Raw genomic sequence first — 24,918 nt, forward strand, 5'->3', positions numbered from 1 at the left:
TTATGGACGCCGTCGCTACGCGAATGTGATGCGCGCGATGGCGTGATGTTCGAAATGCGTGCATGGCGCGTCAACGCGCGGCGCGCCAAGCTCAATTAGTTCGATCTGCTGCTCCCGGCATGCGGCCCATGAAACCTGCCGCACGCTGATGAAACTGGCCGCTGCCCGATGCGCCCGCCGCCGTGACACCGGAATCGACCACCAAAGTGTGCGCGGTGATATGGCGCGCATCGTCGCTCGCCAGGTAGACGAGCGACGCAGCGATTTCTTCGGGCATCAGCGGTGTGCCGAGCGGCGATGCCGTGGCGGCTGCGTCGAGTGCGGCTTCGAGACTCCCGCGACCCTGCACGATCATGTTGGTGACGGTCGTACCCGGCGCCACCGCGTTGACGCGCACGCCATGCGGGGCGAGTTCCGAGGCGGCTGATCGCGTGAGTCCGATCACACCGTGTTTGGCCGTGGTGTACGCATGCGGGCCGAGTCCGCCGATCACACCAGCGGTACTCGCTACCGAGAGAATGCAGCCGCTCTTTTGCCGCACCATCGCGCGACCGGCGTGCTTGATGCCGTAAAACACGCTATCGAGCAGCACAGCGAGCGTGGCGTGCCAGGCGGCGGCGTCGGTGTCGAGGATTGAGCCGAACGCGCCCACCAGCCCCGCGTTGTTCACCATGCAGTCGAGCCGCCCATACCGTTGCAACGCATGCTCGACCGCCTGAGCGATCTGCGCTTCAATGCTCACGTCGGTGCGGACGAACGAGGCACGCGTCAGTTCCCGCGCTAACGAAGCACCGGCGTCGGCATCGATATCGGCTAGCACGACGGTGGCGCCTTCGGCCGACATGCGCCGGGCCGTCGCCGCGCCTATGCCGCTGGCTGCGCCAGTAATCAATGCAACCTGGCCTTGCAAACGTTCAGTCATGGGGTGCCGCCGCGCTCAAGGGATCATCAGGCCGCCGTCGACCGCCAGCGTCTGTCCGGTAATGAAGTTCGCGCCGTCGCTGACAAGAAAGAGCAGCACGGGCGCCATCGCCGTATCGGGATCGCCGAGGCGCCCGCCGAGCGGAATCTGCTGCGCCATGAAAGCGTCGTGCGCGGCGAGTTGTTCGGCGTCCAGCCGGGCGCGGAATTTCTCATACATCGGGGTCCACATGGCAGGGGCCAAAGCATTGACCGTGATGCCGTATTTGCCCCACTCCTTCGCCGCCGTGCGCGTCCAGCCGAGCACCGCCGCCTTGGCCGCCGAATAGTGCGCGAGCCCCGGCACGCCCATCACGCCCGCCGCCGACGCGAAATTGATAATGTGCCCGCCATGTTCTTTCAGATGCGCGAAGGCCGCTTGATTGGTATTGAGCGTGCCGCGCGCGTTGACGTCGAACATCAGGTCCCAGTCTTCCTGGGTAATCGACTCAGCCGGCGACTTGCGCTCGACGCCGGCAATATTCACGAGCGCGTCGAGCCCGCCGATGCGCTCCACCGCAGCGCTGAATGCGTCGTCGACTTGCGCGCGCTGGCTGACGTCGCAGCGGAAATAATGCGCCTCGCCTGGGCCCATTGCGGATGCCTCAGCGGCGATGTTGCGGCCCGCTTCGTCGTTCAGATCGAGTGCCGCCACTTTCGCGCCCGCTGCGACCAGCGCCTTCACCGCGCTTGCGCCGATACCGCTCGCCGAGCCGGTCACGATCACACGTTTGTTCCGGATATCCATGTCTGTCTCCGTGTTCTGTTCTGTTCGTATCGAATGCGCTATGAGCCGAGGCAAGCGCCACACGCTATGCGAGCTGCGCAATCAGATCTTTGGCCTGTCCAAGCAGGCGCACCGCCGACGCATGATGCTTGCCCCCCAACTCCGTCGATGACTGACCCGCGCACGACCGCGCATAACTCCCTTCAAGCAGAATGCCGAGCTTGAAGCGCGCGAGCACGACGTACCAATCGATCGCGGATAAATCACGATCGCTGCGCTCGCGGTAATAGTCGACCAGTTTGGCGGCGCCCGGAAACCCGAGCCACGGCGTGACGCGAATCGTTCCCGCGCCTTGGCCCTCGGCATCCGGCCACGTCGCCACCAGCCAGCCGAGATCGAGCAGTGGATCGCCGACGGTCGCCAGTTCCCAATCGATGATCGCTGCGAGTTCCGCCGAGTCGTTGCGGAACATCACGTTTGCCAGATGGAAATCGCCGTGCAGGATGCCAGTGCGCGACGGCGCGGGGCGATTCGCTTCGAGCCACTCCGCGACCTCGACCACACCCGGCAACGAGGCCGGACCGGGCCAGCCCGCATGCACCTGGTAATGCTCCAGTTGCGAGCGCCAACGCGCGACCTGGCGTTCGAGAAAGCCTTGCGGTTTGCCGAAGTCGCCGAGACCGACGGCCAATGGATCGACTTCGCCGAGCCGCAGCAGCGCATCCACCATCGAGTAGCCCATGCGTTCTTGCGCTTGCGGCTGCGCATGAAATGTCGGCAACGCCGCAGCGGAAGCGTTGAAGCCTTCCACGGGCGCCATCAGATAGAACGGAGCGCCGAGCACCGTGTCGTCGACACACGCGCCGAACAACTTCGGATGCGGCACCGCCGTTTCCGCCAGCGCGCCCAGCACGCGTGCCTCGCGAGCGATGGTCGCGCGCACCTCCGGCCTCGCATGCAAAGGCGGTCGACGCAAAACGAATTCGCGCGCCCCGCGCCGGAAGCGCAACAAGATGTTCTGCGTGCCACCCGTGAGCGGGTTCGCGTCGACAATCGGCCCGCTTTCGAGTTGCGCCGCATCCATCCATTGCGTGAGCCGTTCGAGGTCCACGGCCGCTTGCCAGCCGGAATTCGTCATCACCTACTCCTGTGAGCGGTTAGCCGAGCGCCGCGCGGAATTTCCGCTCGGCTGCCGCGGCCGCGGTCGGCCGGTGGTAAGCGGGGAACAGCTCCTCGCACGGTTCATATTCACGCAGCAACTGTTTGGCGACGGTGACTTTGTGCACTTCAGTGGGGCCGTCGGCGAGACCCATCTGGAAGGCGCGCGAGATCATGCCGGCGAACGGCATCTCCGTTGAAGCGCCGATCGAACCATGCACATGCAGCGCACGCGCCGCAATGTCGTGCAGCACCTTCGGCATCGCGGCCTTCACCGCGGCAATATCCTTGCGCACCTTCTGGTAATCCTGATAGCGATCGATGCGCCACGCGGTACGCATCACGAGCAAACGGAACTGCTCCAGTTCGAGCCACGAGTCCGCGATCTTTTCCTGCACCATCTGCTTGTCCGCGAGTACGCTGCCCTGCGTGTGGCGGGACAGCACACGTTCGCACAAGGCGTCGAGCGCTTTCTGCGCGAGGCCGATGGTCCGCATCGCGTGATGCACACGGCCGCCGCCGAGCCGCACCTGGGCGACCACGAAGGCTTCGCCGGGCGCGCCAAGCATATGGTCGGCCGGCACTCGTACCTGATCGAAGGCGAGATACGCGTGCGTCGCTTCGGGTTCGTCGGCCATGCCCACATTGCGCAGAATGTCCAAGCCCGGGGTGCCCGCCGGCACGATGAACATCGACATGCCCTTGTAGGCGGAGACGTCCGGATCGGTGATCGCCATGACGATGAAAAAGCCCGCGAACCGCGCGTTCGACGCAAACCATTTCTGCCCGCTGATCACCCAGTCGTCGCCGTCGCGCACTGCACGGGTCGCGAAAACCTTGGGATCGGCGCCGCCTTGCGGCTCAGTCATCGCGAAACAGGAGACGATATCGCCCGCCAGCAACGGCGCGAGATAACGCGCCTTCTGCGCTTCGGTGCCGTAATGCGCGAGGATTTCCGCATTGCCCGAATCGGGCGCCTGACAACCGAATACGATCGGTGCGAACACGGCACGCCCCAGAATCTCGTTGATCAGCGCGAGCTTGACCTGCCCGTAACCCGGGCCGCCGAGTTCGGGGCCGAGGTGGCACGCCCACAGCTTGCGATCCTTCACCTGTTGCTGCAGCGGTTTCACCAGCATCTGAAACTTCGGGTCGTGGATATTCCACGGGCTGCCCAATACATGTTCGAGCGGTTCGACTTCGTCGCGCACGAACTGCTCGATCCAGTCGAGTTCGGCCTGAAAGTCAGGATCGGTTTCAAAGTCCCAGGACATGCGGTTGCCTTTCGAAGTAAGCGTGCAAATCAAGGATCAGGCGAGCAACATGCCGCCGTCGAGCAGCAAGGTCTGGCCAAGCATGTAAGCCGACAGCGGCGACGCAAGGAACAATGCGCCACCGGCCATGTCCGCGGGCGTGCCGAGGCGGCCAAGCGGAATGCGTCGCAGCGCGCCTTCGAGGCGCTTCGGATCGGCGGTCGTCACGCGCGTGAGTTTGGTTTCCACGAGTCCGGGCGCAATGCCGTTCACGCGGATACCGTCGCGCGCCCACGCTTCGCCTAGCGTGCGGGTCAAACCGAAGGCGCCGGTTTTCGACGCGTTATACGCGGGGTTGCCACGCGTCGAATGGAACGCCGCGGCCGAGCTGACGATGATCATCGCGCCGCGCGCCGCTTTCAACGATTCGAAGCAACGGTCCGCGCAAGCCATCAGGCTGGTCAGGTTGATGTCGAGCACCTTTTTGAAGCCCGGCGTCTTGAACTCCTGACGGTCGTAGAGCACCGTGCCTTGCGCCTGCACCAGCACGTCGAGCCTGTCGAACGGCAGTTCGCAGCGTTCGATATTGACCGACTCCGACACGTCCACCTGGGCGTAATGCAGCCCCTTCAGATTCGAATCGATCGAATCGGCGTAGTCGGAGACCGAAGCACGCGTGCCCCACACATGCACCGTCGCGCCACGTTGCAGGAATGCATGGGCGATTCCGTTGCCGATGCCGCTCGATCCGCCCACCACCAGCACGTTCTTGCCGGTGAAATCCAGTTCGTTCATTGTCCTTGTCTCCGTGACGCTCATATGCGCGTGACGCCCTGATTGACCAGCTCTTCGATGTGTTGCGCGTCGAAACCCAGCATCTCCAGCACCTCGCGGCTGTGCTCGCCAAGCGCGGGCGGCGCCCGCTCGATGACGAGCGGCAGGTCGTCGAAGTCCCAGAGCGCGCCGATCTGCTGCAGCGAGCCGTACACCGCGTGCCCATAGGTGGCATGCAGCCCGGCGGCGGCATGCTCGGCGCTGTCGAGGAACGCGTCGCTTTGCGATTCCAATGCGGGCTCGGCGGGTACGTCCGCTGCATGCAACTCGCCCAGCGCCGCCGCTACATCGAGCGCGGCAAACGTCGCTTCCGGTTCTTTGCCAGCGACCCGCGTGAAGGCGTCAGCTTCCGCTGCGCTCAGTGCCGCCACGGCGATCCACCCATCCTTGCAGCGATAGAGGCGATGCGTGGCCGCGATACCGTGCTGACCCGCGTCGAGATGCGCCATCGGCGTCAAGGCGCGCTCCTGATCGATCGCGATAGCCTCGCTCGCGGTCATCGTCATCGCGCCGAGCAGCGACGAGGCAACCGCCTGTCCCTCGCCGGTCCGCATGCGCGCAAGCTGCGCGAGCAACACCGCGAACACCGACGACAAGGCCGCCAGATGATCGCCGACACCAAAGCGCAGCCAGCTCGGCGGATTGCCCTCTCCGCCCGATTCTGTCTCCCAGCCCACCGCTGCCTGCATCAACTGATCGAATCCCGGCCAATCGGCGCGCGGACCTTGCGGACCATACGAGCTGACATGCGCGCAGACGAGCGCCGGCTTGATCGCGCGCAACTGGTCGGGCGCGATGCCGAGCTTGCGCGCCGCCGGCAAGCGCACGTTGTGATGAACGATGTCGGCCCAGTTCGCGAGCGCCTCGATGACCGGTTTGCTGCCTTCGGCGCCGAGCTTCAGCGCGAGTCCGCGCTTGCCGCGCTGCGTGCCGGCGAACGCGCGTTCGAGGCGGCGCATCGCGTCCCCCGCTGGCGGCTCGACCTTGATGACGTCGGCGCCGAGGTCGGCGAGCACCATGCAGGCAAACGGACCGGCGAGATAAGCACCGAGGTCCAGGACCTTGAGGCCTTCGAGGGGCGGACGTGAAGCAGCGAACGCAGCACCTGGCGCGTGCGCTGCGTTCGCGGCATAGAAATCCGCGCGAGCAGTCGCACTAAAACGATTCTTGTCCGACCAGCCGATATCGCGTGCTGCAATCGGCGCTTGCAAAGGTCCACGCACACGTGCTGGTGGATCGACGTGATAAGCCGGTCCGGGTTGAGACGTCTTGCCGAAAACCGGATCGTCCACCCCGACTACATAGCCGTTGAGTCGCGCCTGTTCATCAGCGTAAATCTCGCCGAACGGCGCGGCGATCTGCGCGGCGACGTCGTGCGCCCAGAAATGTTCGACCCAGTCCTGCGCGTTGCGCGTGGCGATGATTTCCCGGTTCGCGCCGAAGTTGGGCGCGACATGGCTCGGCGGCCACTGCGCATTCGCGCGCGCCACCTCGTCCGGACCCATAGCGGCAAGCGCCTCGGCCATCCACGGCGCGGCGTCGGGCGAGTAATGCACGTGAATCCAGCGGCCGTCCGCGCAGCGATGCAGCGGAATCGGCACGCTCTTGTCGAGTCCCTTGGCAAAAACAGGCGTGGGCTGCGCGGCGCGCGACCAGTGCATCGTCATCGGGACGAGCGCGGCTTGCGCGAGACTCGTGTGCGCGATGCCGCCATGCCCGTCACGTTCACGCGCGATCAGCCGCGCCATGACGCCGACCGCGCTCAGCCAGCTCGCGATCCAGCTTGCGAACGGCATGCGGATAAATACGGGACCAGGCCGGTGCCCCGGCTGTTCGTCGAGAATGCCCAGACGCGCCAGCACCAACGTTTCGCGCACCGGCGCATCGGCGAGCACATGACGGCGCGGCCAGCCACCGACGCTCGCGACAACCAGCGCCGGATGGCGTTGCCGCAGTTGCGTGTCGTCCAGCAACCATGCGGCGGCTTCGGCGGGCGTGAGGTCGTGGACCAGCACATCCGCATCCGGCAACAAGCTATCGAGCAGATCGCGTTGGGCTGCGACGTCGCCATCGGTCACCCGGCGCTTGCCACGATCGAGCACATGAAAGAGCGCCGCGTCGCGCTCGGACTCATGGCGTGGCCGCTCGATCTTCACGACGTCCGCGCCGGCTTCGGCTAGATACAGCGCGGTGGCGCTGCCTGCAAGTCCAGTGGCAAAGTCGATCACCTTCAGACCGGCTAGCAGACCCGGCTGCGTGTTTTGCGCCGGTTGTCCGGCGTCGCCTTGCACGGCACTCATGCCTCGACTTCCTGCACGACCGGCCGCACGATCCTGCTGCGCAAGATGCCAATCCCCTCCACGTCCAGCTCGACTACATCGTCCGGTTTCAGATAGCGGAGCTGTTCGAGTCCGCAACCGTTGCCGACCGTGCCCGAACCCAGGAACTCGCCCGGATGCAAGGTCTCAGAGCGAGAGATATGCGCAATCACATCTTCGAATTGCCAGCGCATGTCGCGCGTGTTGCCGCGCCCCCATTCCTCACCATTGACGCGCGCGATCATCGTCAGATCGTAGGGGTCGCCGAGTTCATCAGCGGTGACGAGACACGGGCCCATCACGTTCGCTGTGTCGAAGTCCTTGCCTTTGGCCGGTCCTAGCATGCCGCCCATTTCCGTGGCCTGAGCGTCGCGCGCGCTGATGTCGTTGAAGATCGTGTAGCCGTAGATGTGAGCCCGTGCGTTCTCGCGCGAGACGTCTTTCGCGCGCTGCCCGATGTAGCAGCCGAATTCCAGTTCGAAGTCGAGCAGCTGGCTATAGGCCGGCCAGATCACGTCGTCGTCGGGGCCGATCACGGCGAAACGGTTGCACTTGTAGTAGATCGGTTGACGGTTGAAGGTGTCGATCACGCGATCGTCGGCGCGCGTGTTCATCGCCTTCAGCGTCGCCTCCGGGTCGGGCGTGCGCAGGGCGCGTGCGCGGCGAGCCGCAGCGAAGCTCTGCCGCAGATGCAGTTCGAAGCACGAGCAGTCGCGCATCTGCGTGGGCGGTTGAATCGGTGCTAGCAATTTCACGGCGCTGCGTTCGCGCACTGCGTCGGCGGGCGCGCGGGCCAGCAACGCGCGGGCTTCTTCGAGCAACGGATCGCCGCCGGTCAGCAACGCCTGCACGCTCGCCAACGCGACGCCGTCTCCGCCCCGTACGATGCGGCTCGCCTCGCGCAAATCCAGCACCGCATGGTCGTTGTCGAACAGCGCGCCCGAGCGCTGCGCGCCGTCGGCCAATTGAAAAGTCACGAGTCTCATCGGATGGCTCCGGCTTGAAGAGATGAATCGGGCACAGCGGCAGCGATGCCGGGTATGGCGCGTCGCAGTACGACCGGCAGGCCGCCATGGGTGCGTTTGCTCATCCAGTGGGACAAGGCCGCGTCCATATAATCGGCGTGGCCGGGAAACCAGTCGGCGAGCGCCTGCGCCAGTTCGCGCGCAAGCTGGCAAGTGGCACCGTCGCGCAGCATCTGTGCAACTTCACGCACCGAGCGCAGAACCGCCGCATGTTCGTCCGCGTGGCACTGGGCGGCGGGAAATCCGGTGCGCTGCATCCACTGCTCTTCCTGCGCGAAATGCGCAACCGCATGCTTTTCGAAAGCCGCGAGCGTCTCAGGTACGGACGCTTCATCGCATCGCTGCAAAGCGGCGACACAATCGACGAACTCGTGATGCGTCTCGTCCATCGGCGCGAAGCCGAGCAGGAAACCGTCGTTCCAGCTCAGCGTGGCACCAGGCTGCCGCTGTGTGTTCAGGTCGGGAGACAGCGCGGCGCCCATTACACGCGCCCCGCTACCGGCAGACACGCGCCGGTCACCGCACTGGCATCGTCCGACAGCAGGAATGCGATCACAGCGGCAAGCTTGTCCGCCGCGACCCAGCGCGACGTATCGGCGTCCGGCATATCCGCGCGATTCGCCGGTGTGTCGATGATGCTCGGCAGCACCGCATTGACGGTGACGTTACGGTCTTTCAATTCCTCGGCCAGCGCCTCGGTGAGCCGCGCGACGCCGGCCTTCGACGCCGCATATGCGCCCATGCCCGCACCCGCTTTCAAGGCGGCCAGCGCGCCGACATTCACGATGCGCGCGCTCTTCTCGCGCAGCAGATACGCGAGGACTTCACGCGAAGCGATCGCCGCCGTGCGCACGTTCATCGCATAGAGACGGTCCCATGTTTCGATGCTGCCCGACTCCAGCGTTTCCCATGCGAAGCCGCCCGCGATGTTGACCAGCGCGTCGATACCGCCGAGCCGCTCGGCGATCTGCCCGAACGCGTTCGAGGTACTGACTGCATCGCCGAGATCGACACCGCCGAATACCGCTTCGACACCATCGATCGCCACGCTTGCCGCGCGATCCACCAGCGCGACGCGTGCCCCGCGCGCACTCAGTTCGACGCCGACCTGGCGCCCTAGCGCGCCAAGACCGCCCGTGACGATGACCCTGCGATGGATAAGTTGATTGGTCGGCATAAGAACGCCTGTCTCCTGTGTTTGACCGGGCTTCTGAGTGATTTCCCTGGCGGGAAAACCCTGCGCCGTTCTCGCTAATTTAATACATTTTTCGCATTTCTGTTCATATATTATGGTGACATCAACACACGGTCAACTGCCAGGCAATACGAAATCAAGCGCATCCATGCCGAGAAAACTTCCTCTTCTGACTGCTGAAACCGCGCCGTTCTGGCAAGGCGGTGAGCACGGCCTGCTCAACGTCTACCACTGCGATGCATGCCGCCGTCTGTTTCACCCGCCGGCGCCGATCTGTCCGCGCTGCATGTCGCGGGACGTCGGCGCAAAGCCGGTCTCGGGGCGCGGCAAGGTGGTCAGTTTCACGGTCAATCATCAGGCGTGGCTGCCGGATCTTCCAGTCCCGTATGTCGTCGCGATCGTCGAACTCGCGGAGCGCGAAGGCCTGCGTTTCGTGACGAATATCGTTGGTGGCGAGGTCAGCGACGTGCATATCGGCATGCCCGTGCGTGTGAAATTTGAACAGCATGAGGATGTGTGGCTGCCGCTCTTCGAAGCCGATCCCGAACGGAGCGCGGCATGAGCGAGGATCTGTTCGAGAAGAACGTCGCGATTAGCGGTATCGGTCAGTCGGAAGTGGGTCGCCCATCGAATCGCAGCCCCATGCAGTTGAGCGTCGATGCGGCGCTCGAAGCGATCGCCGACGCGGGCCTGACTCGCGAGGACATCGACGGAATTTCGTGCTGGCCCGGCGACAACGACAACGGCAATCCGTTCTCGCCGGTTGGGCCGAATGCGTTGATGAATGTGCTCGGCCTGAAGGTGAACTGGTACGGCGCGGGCTACGAAGGGCCGGGGCCGCTGACGGGTCTGGTGAACGGCGCGATGGCGATCGCAGCCGGTTTGTGCAAGCACGTACTGGTGTTTCGCACCATTACCGAGGCGAGCGCGCGCCTCAAGAGTAAAACCGCGAGCGCCCTCACCAACAAGACGGTGGGCCGCGACAGCAGCTATTTCTGGCAGTGGTATACGCCATTCAATGTCGTCTCCGGCATCAACCTGATGGCGCTGTACGCGCAACGCCATTTTCACGAGTACGGCACGACGCCCGAGCAACTTGCACAGATTCCGCTGACGTGTCGCGCCAACGCCGCGCTCAATCCGAAGGCGGTGTTTCGCAGTGCCATGACGATGGACGACTACCTCGCGTCGCGCATGATCTCCACGCCGCTGCGTATGTTCGATTGCGACGTGCATTGCGACGCATCGACAGCCATCGTGCTGTCCCGCGCCGACCTTGCGCGCCATGGGCCCAACGCGCCGATCCGGCTCGAAGCGATCGGCTCTGCGCTGCACCAGCCGTGGTCGTGGGATCAGATTTCGTTGACCGAGATCGCCTGCTTCGACGTCGGGCGCATGCTGTGGTCGCGCACTGATCTCAAACCGAAAGACGTCGGCAACGCGCAACTCTACGACGGCTTTTCGATCCTGACGATGCTGTGGATGGAAGGCCTCGGCCTCTGCCCGCGCGGCGAGAGCGGCGCGTTTATCGAAGGCGGCCGGCGGATTGCGCGCGACGGCCAGTTGCCGTTGAACACCAACGGCGGCCAGTTGTCCGGTGGACGCACGCACGGTCTCGGCTATGTGCACGAAGCCTGCGCGCAGCTCTGGGGCCGCGCCGGCGACCGCCAGGTCGCGCCGCACGAGGTGGCGATCGCAGCAGCAGGCGGTGGGCCACTCGGCGCCGGCGTGTTGCTGGTCAAGCAATGATGCGGTTCAGCTTAGGACCGGAACGGCGAATAACTCAGCCGACCGAGCGCTACCCGACAGTCTTTACCGAGTTATCCGAAACAATCTATCAGTAAAATTTCTTTTTTGTTTGCGATATCACCCATGCGACAGACAGCTTCCAACATGCGTTTTGCGCGCACAGTTGCCGCCTGCCGATCCGTAAAGGAACCGCCGATGTCCCTCTCTGACTCGTCTCAATCCGCCGCCATCGACCTCACCGAATTCCGCGCCGGCTGGCGCCCCGTGCTGATGGCGATGCTCGGGCTCGGCGTGGCCGCCAACGCTTCGCTGCTGTATGCGTTCGGATCGCTGGTGATTCCGCTGCAACATGCGTTCGGCTGGAGCCGCGGTGAACTGCAGCCGGCGATCAGCTTTTTGTTCGGTGGTGCGGTGATCGGCGCGCAAATCGTCGGTTGGCTCAATGAACGCTATGGAATGCGGCATGTGACGATCGCCTCGTTGATCGGACTCGCCGTGGTCTACGCGTCGATGTCGCTGATGCAGGTGATGGGCCACTCGATCGGCTGGCTCTATCTGATGTGCACGCTGCTGCCGATCGCCGGCATGGGCACGATGCACATTACGTGGACACATCTCGTCAATCTATGGTTCGAGCGTAATCGCGGCCTGGCGTTGGCGGTGATGTTGTCGGGCACCGGCCTCTCGGCGATTCTGATCCCTTCGGCGGTGACGTGGGTGATCAGCCGTTGGAACTGGCAAGCCGCGTTTCTGTTACTGGCCGCATTACCCCTGGTTCTGGTGTTGCCGCTCGTGCTGATGTGGCTGCACACGCCGACCGGGCAAGACGCACACGAAGGCCGTAGCGAACGTACCTCAGGCCATCGCGCAACGCCACCCGTGCGGGCGCACACGGGCCTCGCATTCCGGGACGCGATTGGTTCGGCGCGTTTCTGGACGCTTAACATCGCTCTTTCGCTCGTGGTGGCCGCAACCGTCTCGATGGTCAGCAACACCGTGCCGCTCTTGCGCGACAAGGGGCTCTCGGCGGTCGAAGCCAGTCATATATTCGGCAGCTTCGGGCTCTCGCTGATTGGTGGCCGGTTGCTGGTCGGCTATCTGATCGACCGTTTGTGGGCGCCCGCCGTCGCTGCCGTCGCGCTGGCCATGCCCGCCCTGGGCTGTCTGCTGTTGTCCACCACCGGCGCCGATCACGCCGCCACGCTTGCGCTTGCCACGTTGTTGATCGGGCTAGGTGCCGGCGCCGAGTTCGACATTGCCGCCTATCTGATGGCGCGTTACTTCGGCATGCGCGATTACGGACGTTTGTTCGGCGTGCACGTCGCGCTGATTACCATCGCGTCGGCGTTGGCGCCGTGGCTCTTCGGCCGGATCTACACGGTGACCGGTTCATACACGACGATGCTGACGATCTGCGGCGGCGCCTTTCTGCTCGGCGCCATCACGCTGCTGCCACTCGGTCGTTACCCGAAATTCGATTCGCTGAATCTTGCCTGACTTCCGCACTCCAGGTCCTCTCATGTCATTGAATAACGTTGTCATCGTCGGTGCCGGCCAGGCCGGATATCAGACCGCGGCCTCGCTGCGGCAGGAAGGTTTCGAAGGCCGCATCACGCTGATCGGCGACGAGCCCGGTGTGCCGTATCAACGTCCACCGCTGTCGAAGGCCTACCTGCTCGGCAAGATTGGCACGACTGCGCTGCGCTTTCGCACGCACGAATGGTTTGAGCAGCAGCGCGTCGAGCGGGTTGAAGCGTGCGTCACTCAGATCGATCGCGAAGCAAAGCGTGTGGAACTCGCGAGTGGTGAGCATGTGCCGTATGACCATCTGGTGCTCGCCACCGGCGCGCGCAACCGCGTGCCACCCATCGAAGGAATCGAACTCGACGGCGTGTTCGGCATCCGCACGCTGGAGCATGCTGACGCGCTCGCGCCATGCGTAGCGGCCGCGCGCGACGTGGTCGTAGTTGGCGCCGGTTTCATCGGCCTGGAATTCGCGGCGGTTGCGGCGGCCAAAGGGTTATCGGTCCACGTTGTCGAACTCGGCACCCGGCCGATGGCACGCGCCCTCTCCAGGCCTATGTCTACGCTGTTTAGCGCTGCGCACACCGGCTGGGGCGTGAAGTTCGACTTTGGACAAACCGTTGCGCGACTGGTCGGCGAAAACGGTCGGGTGGCGGGTGTGGAAACGGGCGACGGTCGTCGGTTGCCCGCGCAACTGGTCGTGTATGGGATCGGCGTGCTTCCCAACACCGATCTCGCTGCCGATGCGGGCCTCGCCGTGCAGAACGGTATCTGCGTCGACGCGCAGTTGCTGACGAGCGACCCGTCAATTTCAGCCATCGGCGACGCCGTCAACTTTCCGTCGGCCTGGAGCGCTGCGCCGATCCGGCTGGAGTCCGTGCAGAATGCCGTCGACCAGGCGCGCAATGTCGCGGCGCGTCTCATGGGCAAGCCGGTCGCATACACCGCCTTGCCGTGGTTCTGGAGCGACCAGGGCGACCTGAAACTGCAGATCGCGGGGCTCTCCGATGGTCATGACGAAACGGTCTTGCTCGGATCGAGCGAGAGTCGCCAATTGAGCGTGTTGTGCTTCCACGCCGGCCAGTTGGTCGCCGTGGAATCGTGTAACCGGCCCGGCGACCATATGGCATCGCGCAAATTGCTGGCCCGCGCCGCCTTGCCGACCATCGCGCAAGCGGCGGCGCCGGGTTTCGATCTGAAGGAATTCGAAGCCGCCACACGCGAGCTGGTCTGAACCGATCTGAAGCTGATTGGCATGAGGTTGCGGGCGTGCAACGACATGGCGGGTCAACTTCACGTGCCGGAGCGTCGATGAGAGCATTCACATGCGCCCTCGCAGCTTTGTGTTTGCCTATCGCGCTCGCGCATGCCGGCGCACCCCTGGCCGGTGGCGCGGCGTCGGATCAACACATCCGTTGCGGCGCCGCCGAAGCGGGCCACTACGAAGTGATCGAGTTTGTCGATCGAACCACGCTTGTCCCCGATGGGCATCTGGTCACGCGCATCGACGTGCCGCAGGCAAGCTGTTATCCGTCGTGCCGGCGCGAACAGGTCGATAGCCATCTATACAGAATCGAAGATCCCGCCGGCGATGAACTCGCGCACCCTTCACTGCAAACCGCCGACTCGATAGATCCAGCGCGCGTGCCCTCCGTCGCGCTTCAGCAGATCGACGCCGGCACGCTGCAACTGGCGGTTCGGACCCGAGGCCGTGCGCACGCCTGGATCGTCGAGGCTGATAAAGTCAAGCGCATGGTCACGTCGAAGAAGGAAACCACGGCTAGCGGCAGCGTGACGGATAACGATCCATTCTTCGTCGTGTTCAACCATGCGGCGTTGCCGACGCTTGTCATCACACTGGCGGACGTTACGGTTGAACTCGGTCCAAGCGAACTGGACCTGAATCAATTGCCTTCCTGGCTAGTCGAGCCGATCGCGCCGCAGCAGTTGGGCGTGTCGACGGTTTATACGCTGAAGATCGTCGGCGCCCGGGGTTGCGGATCAGGCAACTGAGCGTCGGTTGGATAAGCCCAGTTCCAGGCACAGGCATCACGCCGGCGACATCGTTCTATCCGCGATCGTTCCACCATCCGGCTGCACCGACAACAATCCGTCGGCGATCTTCTCCGCGACCATAAGTGTCGGCGCGTTCGTGTTGGCACCCGGAACGACCGGAAAAATGGACGCGTCCACGACCCGCAATCCCTGCACACCACGCACCCGCGCAAACTCATCCGTCACCGCAAGGGGGTCGTCGGCGGCACCCATACGGCAGGTACACGACGCATGCCATACGCCGACACACGCACCGCGGATGAACGCGCGCAATGCCTTATCGTCCCCGAGCAATTCTTCCAGCGTCGGACCGCCGGCCACCACACGCCGCATCAGGAAGCTGCGCAAAGGTGCCGGGCCGTCGAGCAGTTTTGCCAGTACATCAGTAATGAACTTGTTCTTCGCGCTCAGCATCGCTACCTGCCGCACCTTCTCACTGTAACTGGCGGGAAAAGGATCTTTCGTCACGGCCTGCATGCTGGCACTCGCCTGCAACAAGGCCATGCGTTGGAAACCGTCGACGAGCCGGTCCAGATCGCGTTCGTCGTCCAGCAGGTTCAGTGCGACGTTGGGTCGAACACGCCAGTCGCTCGACTGCAGCGTAACCTCGCCTCGCTTCGAGAACGGGTTGTTGACGTAGTTAAGCAAGGTGCCGATGCGGCGACCCACCGCATGCCACGACGTTTTTGTTACGCCGAGGATCAGCATATCGCCTTGCGGCGCGCCGCCGATCTTCGACGAATAGCGGGCTCCGACACGGATATGGTGGCGCGTCACGTCGTTGATGCGCGCGCCGTCGTCGATGAACGACGCCAGTGCGATCGACGGATGTTCCATCAGGTTCTGCCCGACGCCCGGCAGTCCGGCGACAACGTCGATGCCGAGATCGCGCAGATGCGCGACCGGCCCGATTCCGGAGCGCAGCAGCAACGCCGGCGAGCCAATCGCGCCCGACGATACGATGATCTCGCCGCCGCTCACGCGTTTGCTCTTATCGCCTTCCTGAATCACAACGCCCGTGCAACGCGTGCCATCGAAACTCAGGCTCGCGACTTCGGTGCCGGTTCTGATCGTGAGATTCGGCCGACTGCGCGTTGCCGCGTCGAGGTAAGCCGTCGCGACCGACACGCGCTGCTCGTTGAAATTGGAAATCGCAATCGGGAAATAGCCATCGCGGAAGTCGCCGTTCTGATCCGGCAAATAGTCATAACCTTGCGCCTCGAGCGCCGCGGCGACAGCTCGCGCATGGCCGGACCATTGCTCGGGGAAAATGCGCCGCACACGTATCGGCCCATTGGTGCCGTGCAGCGCATCATGAAAGTCAATATCCGTTTCCATCCGCTTGAAGAATGGCAGCACGGAATCCCAATTCCAGCCACGCGCGCCGTGTGTCTCCCAGGCGTCGTAATCGGACGGCGCACCACGGTTGAAGAACTGGCCGTTGATCGACGAACCACCACCGAGGATGCGCGCCTGTTCATACTTGCGTGCGCGGCCCGCCACGCCGTTGATCCGCACGGTCGACGCCTGCAACTCCGGCCAGATGTAGTCCGGATTCAGATAAGCGGTGCCCGGATAGCTGTCGAGGATCGCGGGTGGCACGTTGTCGAGTGAAATGTCGGCGCCCGCCTCGCAGAGAAGCACGCGGTTGGCGGGCTTCGCTGACAGGCGGCTCGCCAGCACGCAGCCGGCTGATCCGCCGCCGACGATGATGTAATCGAAATGCTCAGAAGGAGACGTTGCAGGCATGGGGCACTCCTTTCACATGCGCGCGCACTAACGCTGCGGATATCGCGCACTTCGGGTTCGAGCGGTGGGCTGGTCGGGACATGTGCGTGAGCCAATGGCATCCATGGCTATGCATTGATCCACACCGCCTTCGTATTGAGGAACTCCTCGACGTGTTCGCGTCCAGACTCGCGGCCGTAACCGCTCATCTTGTAGCCGCCGAACGGCACCGCTGGATCCATCGCCTGGTAGCAATTGACCCACACGGAACCGGTGCGCAAGCCACGCGTCACCTGCTGCGCCGTGGCGAGGCTGCGGGTCCACACGCCGCCGCCGAGGCCGAAGTCCGAGGTGTTGGCACGCGCGATCACATCGGCCGCGTCGCTGAACCGCAGTGCGGAAATCACCGGCCCGAAGATCTCCTCTCTCGCGATACGCATGTCGTCGCGCACGTTGGCGAATACCGTGGGTCGCACGAAAAATCCGTTGTTCAATTCGGACTGACCAGCCGGCAGGCCTCCACCGAGCAGCGTCGCGCCCTCATCCTGGCCGGCGCGCAGATAGCCGGCGACGCGCGTCAGTTGTTGCTCGGAGACGAGCGGCCCGAGCTGCATGTCGGGGTCGGCGGGATCGCCGACGCGCAATGCGTTGCCGAACGCCGCAACCTTTTCGACAAACTCGTCGTATACCGACTCCTGCACGAAGAGCCGCGTGCCGGCGCTACAGATCTGCCCGGAGTTGGCGAATACCGCCATCGCGGCAGCCGGCACCGCGGCGTCGAGATCGGCGTCAGCGAAAATGATGTGCGGCGATTTGCCGCCTAATTCCAGCGACAGGCGCTTGATGTTGCCGGCTGACGCCTCGATGATCTTCTGCCCGACGTGGGTAGAGCCGGTGAAGGCGATCTTGTCGACGTCATGGTGCGCGGCCAGTGCCGCGCCCGCGCCGCCGCGTCCGGTGACCACGTTCAGCACGCCCGGCGGCAAGCCTGCTTCGAGGCATAGTTCCCCTAGCCGCAACGACGACAGCGGCGACTGTTCAGCCGGTTTCAGCACCACCGTGCAGCCGGTGGCCAACGCCGGACCGATCTTCCACAACGCCAGGGTCAGCGGTCCATTCCAGGGCGTAATTGCGCCGACCACACCGAGCGGCTCCTTCACCGTGTACGAAAAGATATTGCCAGGGACCGAATTCGGAATCGTCTCGCCGTGAATGCTCATCGCAAGACCCGCGTAATAGCGGATCAGACCGACAGCGCGATCGCGCGAAGCGCGCGTGCGCAGCAAAGGCGCGCCCATATCGAGCGTATCCAGCGACGCCAGTTCTTCGTAGTGTTCGTCGAGGACATCCGCGAGACGCAGCAGCAGCGCCTGGCGCTCAGCCGGCTTGAACCGGCTCCACGGCCCTTCGAAAGCCTTGCGCGCCGAAGCGACAGCGCGATCGATATCGACCGCGTCACCATCGGACACCGTCGCGATCACGCGCCCCGTAGCCGGGTTGATCGACGTGAACGTCTGCCCCGAGGCCGCGCTCACATGCTGACCGTCGATCAATAGTCGTTTCTCGCCTTCGCGTAGGAAAGTCTGCTTTTCGCGCAGCGCGTCGTTGAATGACATCATGCCTGTCTCCTGTGAGCGGCGGCCTGACCGCTCCGTTTTATATCGCGAGCTTTTGCAAGCGGCGGTACGTCTCTATTCGATCGACGCCTTCGCTACAGACGGCACTGCGGTTTGCGAGGCGACGCGTGGTTCGCTCACCAACTCACCTGCCGCGATCTGTTCGCGCAACCTGTATTTCTGGATCTTCCCCGACGACGTCGCGGGAAATTCGTCGACAAAGAACCACAACGCCGGGGTCTTGTACGCCGCGAGCCGTGCGCGGCAAAACGCGTGCAGATCGTCGGCGGTCGGCTTTGGTATGTCGGCTTTGAAGCGCACCACGGCAACCACGATTTCGCCCCACTTCGAATCCGGCGCGCCGACCACCGCGACCTGTGCGACGGCCTCGTGGGTCCACAGCACGTCCTCGATCTCTTTCGGATAGATGTTCTCGCCGCCGCGGATGATCGAATCTTTCAGCCGACCGGTGATGCGCAGATAGCCGTGCTCGTCCATTCGTGCCTGGTCGCCAGTACGCAGCCAGCCGTCCTCGCGCAGCGTGCTTCTCGACGCTTCATGCATGTCGAAATAGCCGAGCATGGATTGATAGCCGCGTGCCCAGATTTCGCCCGTCTGGCCGAGCGGCAGAGTCGCGCCGGTTTGCGGGTCGGCGACCTTCACTTCCATCTGCGGCGCGGGACGTCCGATGGTTTCGGCCTGGCGCTCGGGTGTGTCGTCCGGAAAGGTCTGGCAGATGACGCCGTTCAGTTCCGTTTGCCCGAAGGTGATGGTGAAGCGGCAATCGAAGGTCTGCATGACCTTGACCACCAGCGGCGCCGGCACAGGTGTGCCGCCGCTCATGATCACCTTCAGACTCGTTAGATCCAGTCGCGGCCGGCTCGGATGCTCCATCAACGCGATCACCATGGTAGGCACCGCATGAATGTGATTGCCCCGCTCCGCGGCGATCAGTTCGAGCATGAACGCAGCGTCGAACTGTGTGAGCATCACGAAGGTGCCCAGCCGCGTGAACGCGCCTAACTGACTCCCCGCGCACCCGCCGACGTGAAAGAGCGGCATCGCGCTGACCCACACACCGCCTTCGGGAAAGTTCGCGCGTAACGACGCGAAGCGTGATGCGTTGACCAGGCCGCGATGGTGTAGACACGCCCCCTTCGGAAAACCAGTGGTCCCGGACGTGAACTGAATCTGCACCATATCGGTGGGCTGCACGCGCGGCAATTCAACCGGCGTGTCGCCGTCCTCGCAGAATTGCGCCCAGTCGTCGAAGCAGATCATCTCGCGCAGATGCGGCAAGCTCGGCGCAATCGCGTCGACAATCGCCCGCTGATCGGTATTGCGGTAGGCCGCGGTGAAAAATATTCCTGCCGCTCTCGCACTACGCAATACGTGACGGACTTCATCGGCGAGATAGGCGGGATTGACCGTCACGAGCACCAGACCGGCGAGACTCGCGCCATGCTGCAACAGAATCCATTCGGCGGAATTGGGCGACCACACCGCGACCCTATCGCCGGGAGCGAAGCGCTTCAACAAAGCAAACGCCACGCGCTCGGCAGCACTCAACAGTTCGCGATAGGTCCAGCGTCGAGTGGCCTTCGTGGCCGCGTTGCCCTCCACGAACGCAGTGCGATCGGGCACCTTCCGTGCGGCGTCGCGCAACACGTCGCCCAGTGTGGTTTCCCACAAATCCGGCGCACGATCCGCTGGCCAATACGATTCTTCAAGTTTCAACTCAGCTTGCATCCCGTTTCTCCCTCTTGCCCGACGGCGATGCAGACTGGCGGCCCGCACCTCGTGTGTCCCCTTTCAGCGTACAGCCGATTGCGCGGTTCACGGCGCCGACAGTGCCGCGAACGCCGGCGCGCGTTTTTCCTGCATCGACTTGACGCCTTCCAGATAGTCGGGGGCCTTCATCAATTCGCCGATCAGCCGCTTCGAATCTTCGACGGCAGCGCCCACGTTGGCGCTCAGCAACTCGGCATAGACCTGCCGCTTAGCGGTTTTGACCGCGATCGGCGAGGTGGTCTTCGCAAGGTCTTTGGCGATCTGCATGATCCGCGATTCGAATGTTTCCGCTTCGAACACGCCGTTCAACCAGCCCATACGGTCCGCTTCCTCGGCAACGAGCACACGGCCGGAAATCAGAATATCCATGGCATGCGTCAGGCCGACGATGCGCGGCAGAATCCACGCCAGCCCGTATTCGGCCGGCAGGCCCAGGCGCGGCGTCGAGGTGGTGAGCTTGGCGCCGCTCACCGCGTAGCGCAGGTCACAGAACGACGCGAGCGCCACGGCAATACCCGCGCAGGCGCCGTTGATCGCCGCAATCACGGGCTTTTGCAGACCCCAGTGCCAGACCATCTCGTGATCGAATTCCTCACGCACGCCATGTCCCGGTTGTGGCAACACCTGTGCATTGGTGCTTTCCACATAATCCTGTTTTGCGTCGACATAGTGATCGAGCGCCTTGAAATCGGCGCCGACGCAAAACTGCCGCCCCGCGCCGGTCACGACGATGACCCGCACCTCTGGATCCGCGTCGTGACTCGCCATCAGCCAGCGATATTCCTCGTTCATGCGTTTGGTCCAGGAATTGCCGCGACCCGGGCGGCTCAGGCGCACGATCGCCACGCCGTCTTCCTTGCTCGTTTCCGTGACATGCAGATCCATACTCTCGTCTCCTCTCATGGGCGTGCGACAAGCGCTCAATCACAGCGCCGTTAATGTCTGCACAACGCCGGCGAATCAGTCGAACACCTTGTTGCGTTCTTTAAAGGCGGCAGTGGTGCCTTTGTCGCGCCGCTCGCGCAAAAAGTTGTATTCATCTTCTTCCAGTCGAAGATTGGTCCCGAGCGTGTGGCCCACATAGCCACGATAGAACTGCTGAGAGCCACCGAGACTGTCGAGCGCCATCTGGAACATTGCCTTGCCGGTGACGAGCGCGTCGCGTGGATGCTGCGCGACGCGGCGGGCCCAGTCTTCGACGGTGGTTTCAAGTTGCTCCTGCGGCACGCTTTGATTCACGAGGCCAAGTCGTTCGGCGTCGCGGCCGTCGAAGTTGTCACCCAGCAGCAGTAATTCGCGCGCCTTCTTCGGACCATAGGTCATGATCTGCGTATTCAGATGCCACGTATTGCCGGCCAGTCCGAGGCGTTGTTCCGAATGGCTGAAGCGGGCGTCGTCCGCGGCAATCGCGAGGTCCACCAGTTCCACCAGGTAGAGCCCGGCGCCCGTGCACCACCCCTGCACCTGCGCAATCACCGGCTTCAGCGAATACTGGAACGCCATGTAGTTCTCACCAAGCTTGCGATCGCGCAGCAAGCGCGAACGCTGACTCGGCCGGCGCGGTTTCACACCGGGTTCGGTCGCTTCGAGCCCGTATGAGCGCACCGCGTCGTTGTAATCGTGCCCGGAGCAGAACGACTGCCCTCGCCCTTTCAGGATGATGACTTTGATGTCGTCGTCGGCCTCCGCTTCGTGAAGCGCTTCGACCAGCGTGTCGAGGTCGTCGAACTTCAGCGCGTTGTGCTTTTCGGGGCGATTGAGGATCAACCGCGCAACCGGACCGTCTTTCTCGACCAGGATCGCTGGTTCCATACATAGCTCCATGCAAAAGATTGCCAACCGCGTGGACCGGGCCGTCGACCGTTCAATCCGGCCCACTGCGCCAGCGCCCGAATAAATGCTACATCGTTTGACTAATAGTATCAACGAATGTAGTATTTTTTCAAGGCCAACCCGATCCCTCGCAAGCGCCGCATTGCCATTTAAGGCTTCATCGATCGGGATGCTTCTGGAAAACCCTGGAGAACAGATATGAGCGAGACACCGCACGGCGCCCACGCAGCGCCGCACGATCAAGGCGCACAGCCGCTGGCTGGCATACGGGTGATCGAATTTGCGCACTGGATGGCCGGCCCGCTCGCCGGCGGCCTGCTGGCCGATTGGGGTGCGGACGTGATCAAGATCGAGCCGCCGGGCGGCGAACCGATGCGGGCGATCTTCTCATCGCTCGGTGCGCGCAGCGACACGCCCAATGGTGCGTTTCTGGCGGCCAATCGCGGCAAACGGTCGGTGGCACTCGAAATCAAATCCGAGGCCGGCATGCAAGCGTTCGATGCCTTGCTGGCCAGCGCCGACGTGCTGCTCACCAACTTGCGCCCCGACGCATTGATGCGTCTCGAACTGACACCCGAGGCGATTCGCGAGCGCTATCCGCGGCTCGTCTACTGCTCGGTCAGCGCATACGGCTGGGGTGGTCCCGACCAGAACCGCCCAGGTTATGACGTGGCGGCTTTTTTCGCGCGCACCGGCATTTCGCACGAGATCACCCAGCAGGACAGCGCACCGCTCGCCCTGATGCAAGGCATCGGCGACAGCTTCACCGCGATGACGGCGGCGACCGGCACGCTGGCGGCATTGCTGGAGCGCGAGCGCACCGGCCGGGGCCAATTCGTCGAGGCTTCGTTATTGCGCACCGGCATGTGGGCGCTGTGCGGCGAACTCGGCGTGCAGGCCATGGGTGGCAACCCCAAGCCGCCGTATCCGCGCGGCGAGTCGCGTACGCCGCTGTACAACTCCTATCGCACTCAGGATGGCCGCTGGTTCTTCCTGGTAGGCGTGGAGGCGCAACGCCACCTGCCGTCGGTGCTCGCCGCGATCGGCCGCAGCGATTTGCTGGGCGACGAGCGCTTCAACAGCGCCCGGGCGATCGCGAAGCATCGCGCTGACTTCATTCCCATGCTCGACGCCGCGTTTGCCGCGCATCCGCTCGCGCATTGGGCCGAAGTGTTCGACGAACACGGAGTGTGGTGGGCGCCGGTGCAAACGCCGGCGGATCTGATCGACGACGCGCAGGCCGCCGCCACGGGCGCATGGATTGAAGTGGACACCGGCGCCGACTCGGCATCGGTGAAATCGGTTGAAGCGCCGATCCGTTTCGACGGCAAGCGACGTTCGCGCGTGGCCGGGTCGCCCGCCGTGGGTGAACACACTGACGAAGTCCTCGGCGCGCTGGGTCTTGCCGCACGCCAGTGCACCGATTCCTGAGTCACGCAATGCGTCTCGCGCACGACGCGCCTTCTATCCAATCACAGAGGTAAAAAATGGCGGAAGTCATGACCGAAGCCGGTCAATCCCAACGTTGGGGCCGCGATGTCGAATCGATCACGGTCGATCAGCATGCATGCCGCGCCTATCGAAACCGGCCACGCTCGCTCGCCGAATTGCTGACCGATAGCCTGCGCTGGGGTGAGCGGCCGTTTCTCGTCGAAGGACAACGGCGCCTCAGCTTCGAGACACATGCGCGCGCCGTCGGCGTGGTGGCGACACAGCTTCGCGCGGCCGGAGTGCGAACCGGCGACCGCGTGATGCTGCTCGGCTTCAACAGCGTCGAATGGCTGCTCGCGTTCTGGGCCACCCAGCGTCTGGGCGCCGTCGCCGCACTTGGCAATGCCTGGTGGAGCGACACGGAGACGGCTCACGCAGTGGACCTGGTGAAGCCCGCGCTCATCGTCACCGACCGTCCCGCAGAACGCACTTTTCCGGCCGGCTATTCACGGCTCGCCTTCGATCAGTTGCAAGCGGGACATGGCGCGGACGCGATGTTCCATCTGCCCGACGCGGATATCGCGGAAGACGATCCGGCTATTCTCATGTTCAGTTCGGGCACGACAGGCGCCGCCAAGGCCGTGGTGATGTCGCATCGCGCTGTGATCGCGAACATCCAGAATCTGCTGGTGCTGACCGGCCGCCTGCCGGATGAACTGGGCCCGGACCACGCCGGTACGACCAGCTTGCTGACCGTGCCGCTGTTTCATTTGTCGGGTATTCAGATCAGCTTCTCGACACTGCTGTCCGGCGGCGCACTGATCTTTCTGGAAGGGCGCTTCACACCCGAAAAGGTATTGAGTCTGATCCAGCAGGAACGCGTACGCGTGTGGGGCGGCATTCCGACGATGGTGTCACGCGTGGTCGAGTTCGAGCATTTCGCCGACTACGATACCTCCAGCGTCAAATCGATCCCGATGGGCGGCGCCGCGGTCTCGCCTGAACTGCGCGCGAAAATTCAGGCGGCGTTTCCGCTCATCAAGAAACGTGTCAACAGCTTGTATGGGTTGACGGAAGCCGGCGGCGTTTTGGCTGCGGCATCCGGTGCGGAGTTGCAAGGGCGGCCTGGTTGCGTCGGCCGGCCGTTGCCGGTAGTCGAGATCAGGATCGATAAAGCGGATCTGCACGGCGTGGGCGAAATCTGCGCGCGCACGCCGTCGGCGGCCAGCCGCTATTGGGGCGAAGAAGCGCCGATCGCCGACAAGGACGGTTGGATTCGTACCGGCGACCTCGGCCGTCTCGACGAAGAGAATCGACTTTATGTCGTGGGTCGTTCGAAAGACATCATCATTCGCGGCGGCGAGAATATCGCGTCGGCTCACGTGGAGAGGTGCCTCTCTACGCATCCGGGTGTGCTCGAAGTCGCCGTCGTGGCATTGCCGCATGACGATCTCGGCGAGGAAGTGGCGGCCGCCGTCGTGCTGCGGCCGGGCGCGACGATACGCGCGGACGATCTCGCGGCGCATGCGGGCACGACACTCGGGCGCTTCGAAATTCCGTCCCGCTGGTGGCTGCGCTACGACGCCTTGCCGACCAACGCGTCAGGCAAGATCCTCAAGCGTGAACTCGTCGAACAATGGCCCGCGGCTGACGCAACGGCCAGCCTGCATGACACGCAGCTCACGGAGCCTTCGCGTGTCACCCCCGACTGCTGAAGCCGG

The 24,918-nt window shown here is 63.8% G+C and carries 21 protein-coding genes; 7 read left to right on the forward strand and 14 right to left on the reverse strand.

Features of this window, described 5'->3' with window-relative positions:
• Positions 1–91: 91 nt before the first annotated feature.
• From HF916_RS22900 to HF916_RS22940, 9 genes are all read right to left on the reverse strand, one after another.
• Positions 92–922: an SDR family oxidoreductase gene (locus tag HF916_RS22900; protein ID WP_168791078.1), complete on the reverse strand. Its 831-nt coding sequence runs from the start codon at positions 920–922 to the stop codon at positions 92–94.
• A gap of 15 nt (positions 923–937) precedes the next feature.
• A complete protein-coding gene (locus HF916_RS22905; RefSeq protein WP_168791079.1) occupies positions 938–1,708 on the reverse strand; it encodes an SDR family NAD(P)-dependent oxidoreductase in 771 nt (256 codons plus the stop codon).
• A 64-nt stretch (positions 1,709–1,772) separates the two neighbouring features.
• Positions 1,773–2,825 carry a phosphotransferase family protein gene (locus HF916_RS22910; RefSeq protein ID WP_168791080.1) on the reverse strand — a complete coding sequence of 351 codons (1,053 nt, stop codon included), beginning with the start codon at positions 2,823–2,825 and terminating at the stop codon, positions 1,773–1,775.
• A gap of 19 nt (positions 2,826–2,844) precedes the next feature.
• A complete protein-coding gene (locus tag HF916_RS22915; RefSeq protein WP_168791081.1) occupies positions 2,845–4,119 on the reverse strand; it encodes an acyl-CoA dehydrogenase family protein in 1,275 nt (424 codons plus the stop codon).
• 36 nt (positions 4,120–4,155) lie between these two features.
• On the reverse strand, positions 4,156–4,893 hold the full coding sequence (locus tag HF916_RS22920) for an SDR family NAD(P)-dependent oxidoreductase (RefSeq protein ID WP_168791082.1): 738 nt from the start codon (positions 4,891–4,893) through the stop codon (positions 4,156–4,158).
• A 20-nt stretch (positions 4,894–4,913) separates the two neighbouring features.
• A complete protein-coding gene (locus tag HF916_RS22925) occupies positions 4,914–7,232 on the reverse strand; it encodes a CoA transferase (RefSeq protein ID WP_168791083.1) in 2,319 nt (772 codons plus the stop codon).
• Positions 7,229–8,236: a fumarylacetoacetate hydrolase family protein gene (locus HF916_RS22930; RefSeq protein WP_168791084.1), complete on the reverse strand. Its 1,008-nt coding sequence runs from the start codon at positions 8,234–8,236 to the stop codon at positions 7,229–7,231. The genes HF916_RS22925 and HF916_RS22930 overlap by 4 nt, the downstream gene beginning before the upstream one ends.
• Entirely contained in the window at positions 8,233–8,757 is a 525-nt protein-coding gene (locus tag HF916_RS22935; protein ID WP_168792120.1) for a bacteriohemerythrin, read from the reverse strand. The genes HF916_RS22930 and HF916_RS22935 overlap by 4 nt, the downstream gene beginning before the upstream one ends.
• Positions 8,757–9,452: an SDR family NAD(P)-dependent oxidoreductase gene (locus tag HF916_RS22940; protein ID WP_168791085.1), complete on the reverse strand. Its 696-nt coding sequence runs from the start codon at positions 9,450–9,452 to the stop codon at positions 8,757–8,759. Before HF916_RS22940 ends, HF916_RS22935 begins: the two co-directional genes overlap by 1 nt.
• 166 nt (positions 9,453–9,618) lie before the next feature.
• On the opposite strand from HF916_RS22940, the gene HF916_RS22945 reads away from it, so the two are divergent.
• The 5 genes from HF916_RS22945 (at position 9,619) to HF916_RS22965 (ending at position 14,756) form a co-directional block, all read left to right on the forward strand.
• Positions 9,619–10,032, forward strand: coding sequence for a Zn-ribbon domain-containing OB-fold protein (locus HF916_RS22945; RefSeq protein ID WP_168791086.1), 414 nt, complete (start codon positions 9,619–9,621; stop codon positions 10,030–10,032).
• Positions 10,029–11,219 (forward strand): thiolase family protein, encoded by a 1,191-nt coding sequence (locus HF916_RS22950; RefSeq protein WP_168791087.1) that lies wholly within the window; start codon positions 10,029–10,031, stop codon positions 11,217–11,219. Before HF916_RS22945 ends, HF916_RS22950 begins: the two co-directional genes overlap by 4 nt.
• 195 nt (positions 11,220–11,414) lie before the next feature.
• A complete protein-coding gene (locus HF916_RS22955; protein ID WP_168791088.1) occupies positions 11,415–12,716 on the forward strand; it encodes an MFS transporter in 1,302 nt (433 codons plus the stop codon).
• Between the two features lie 22 nt (positions 12,717–12,738).
• Entirely contained in the window at positions 12,739–13,977 is a 1,239-nt protein-coding gene (locus tag HF916_RS22960; RefSeq protein ID WP_168791089.1) for an NAD(P)/FAD-dependent oxidoreductase, read from the forward strand.
• A gap of 77 nt (positions 13,978–14,054) precedes the next feature.
• Positions 14,055–14,756 (forward strand): hypothetical protein, encoded by a 702-nt coding sequence (locus HF916_RS22965; RefSeq protein ID WP_168791090.1) that lies wholly within the window; start codon positions 14,055–14,057, stop codon positions 14,754–14,756.
• Between the two features lie 36 nt (positions 14,757–14,792).
• On the opposite strand, the gene HF916_RS22970 is transcribed toward HF916_RS22965, so the two are convergent.
• The 5 genes from HF916_RS22970 to HF916_RS22990 all read right to left on the reverse strand — a co-directional run bounded on the left by HF916_RS22970 (position 14,793) and on the right by HF916_RS22990 (position 21,745).
• Entirely contained in the window at positions 14,793–16,547 is a 1,755-nt protein-coding gene (locus HF916_RS22970; RefSeq protein WP_168791091.1) for a GMC family oxidoreductase, read from the reverse strand.
• A 107-nt stretch (positions 16,548–16,654) separates the two neighbouring features.
• Positions 16,655–18,145, reverse strand: a complete 1,491-nt coding sequence (locus HF916_RS22975; protein WP_168791092.1) for an aldehyde dehydrogenase family protein — start codon at positions 18,143–18,145, stop codon at positions 16,655–16,657.
• A 72-nt stretch (positions 18,146–18,217) separates the two neighbouring features.
• Positions 18,218–19,891, reverse strand: coding sequence for an AMP-binding protein (locus HF916_RS22980; RefSeq protein WP_206001844.1), 1,674 nt, complete (start codon positions 19,889–19,891; stop codon positions 18,218–18,220).
• A gap of 87 nt (positions 19,892–19,978) precedes the next feature.
• Positions 19,979–20,818 carry an enoyl-CoA hydratase-related protein gene (locus HF916_RS22985; protein WP_168791093.1) on the reverse strand — a complete coding sequence of 280 codons (840 nt, stop codon included), beginning with the start codon at positions 20,816–20,818 and terminating at the stop codon, positions 19,979–19,981.
• 75 nt (positions 20,819–20,893) lie between these two features.
• Positions 20,894–21,745 (reverse strand): enoyl-CoA hydratase/isomerase family protein, encoded by an 852-nt coding sequence (locus HF916_RS22990; protein ID WP_159001107.1) that lies wholly within the window; start codon positions 21,743–21,745, stop codon positions 20,894–20,896.
• A gap of 219 nt (positions 21,746–21,964) precedes the next feature.
• On the opposite strand from HF916_RS22990, the gene HF916_RS22995 reads away from it, so the two are divergent.
• Both HF916_RS22995 and HF916_RS23000 read left to right on the forward strand, forming a co-directional pair.
• The gene (locus HF916_RS22995; protein WP_168791094.1) at positions 21,965–23,197 is read left to right on the forward strand and encodes a CaiB/BaiF CoA transferase family protein; all 1,233 of its coding nucleotides are present in this window, start codon (positions 21,965–21,967) and stop codon (positions 23,195–23,197) included.
• Between the two features lie 68 nt (positions 23,198–23,265).
• On the forward strand, positions 23,266–24,912 hold the full coding sequence (locus HF916_RS23000; RefSeq protein ID WP_168791095.1) for a class I adenylate-forming enzyme family protein: 1,647 nt from the start codon (positions 23,266–23,268) through the stop codon (positions 24,910–24,912).
• The last annotated feature ends 6 nt before the right edge of the window (positions 24,913–24,918 follow it).

It is taken from the genome of Paraburkholderia aromaticivorans, assembly GCF_012689525.1.
In the GTDB taxonomy this organism is placed as follows: domain Bacteria; phylum Pseudomonadota; class Gammaproteobacteria; order Burkholderiales; family Burkholderiaceae; genus Paraburkholderia; species Paraburkholderia aromaticivorans_A.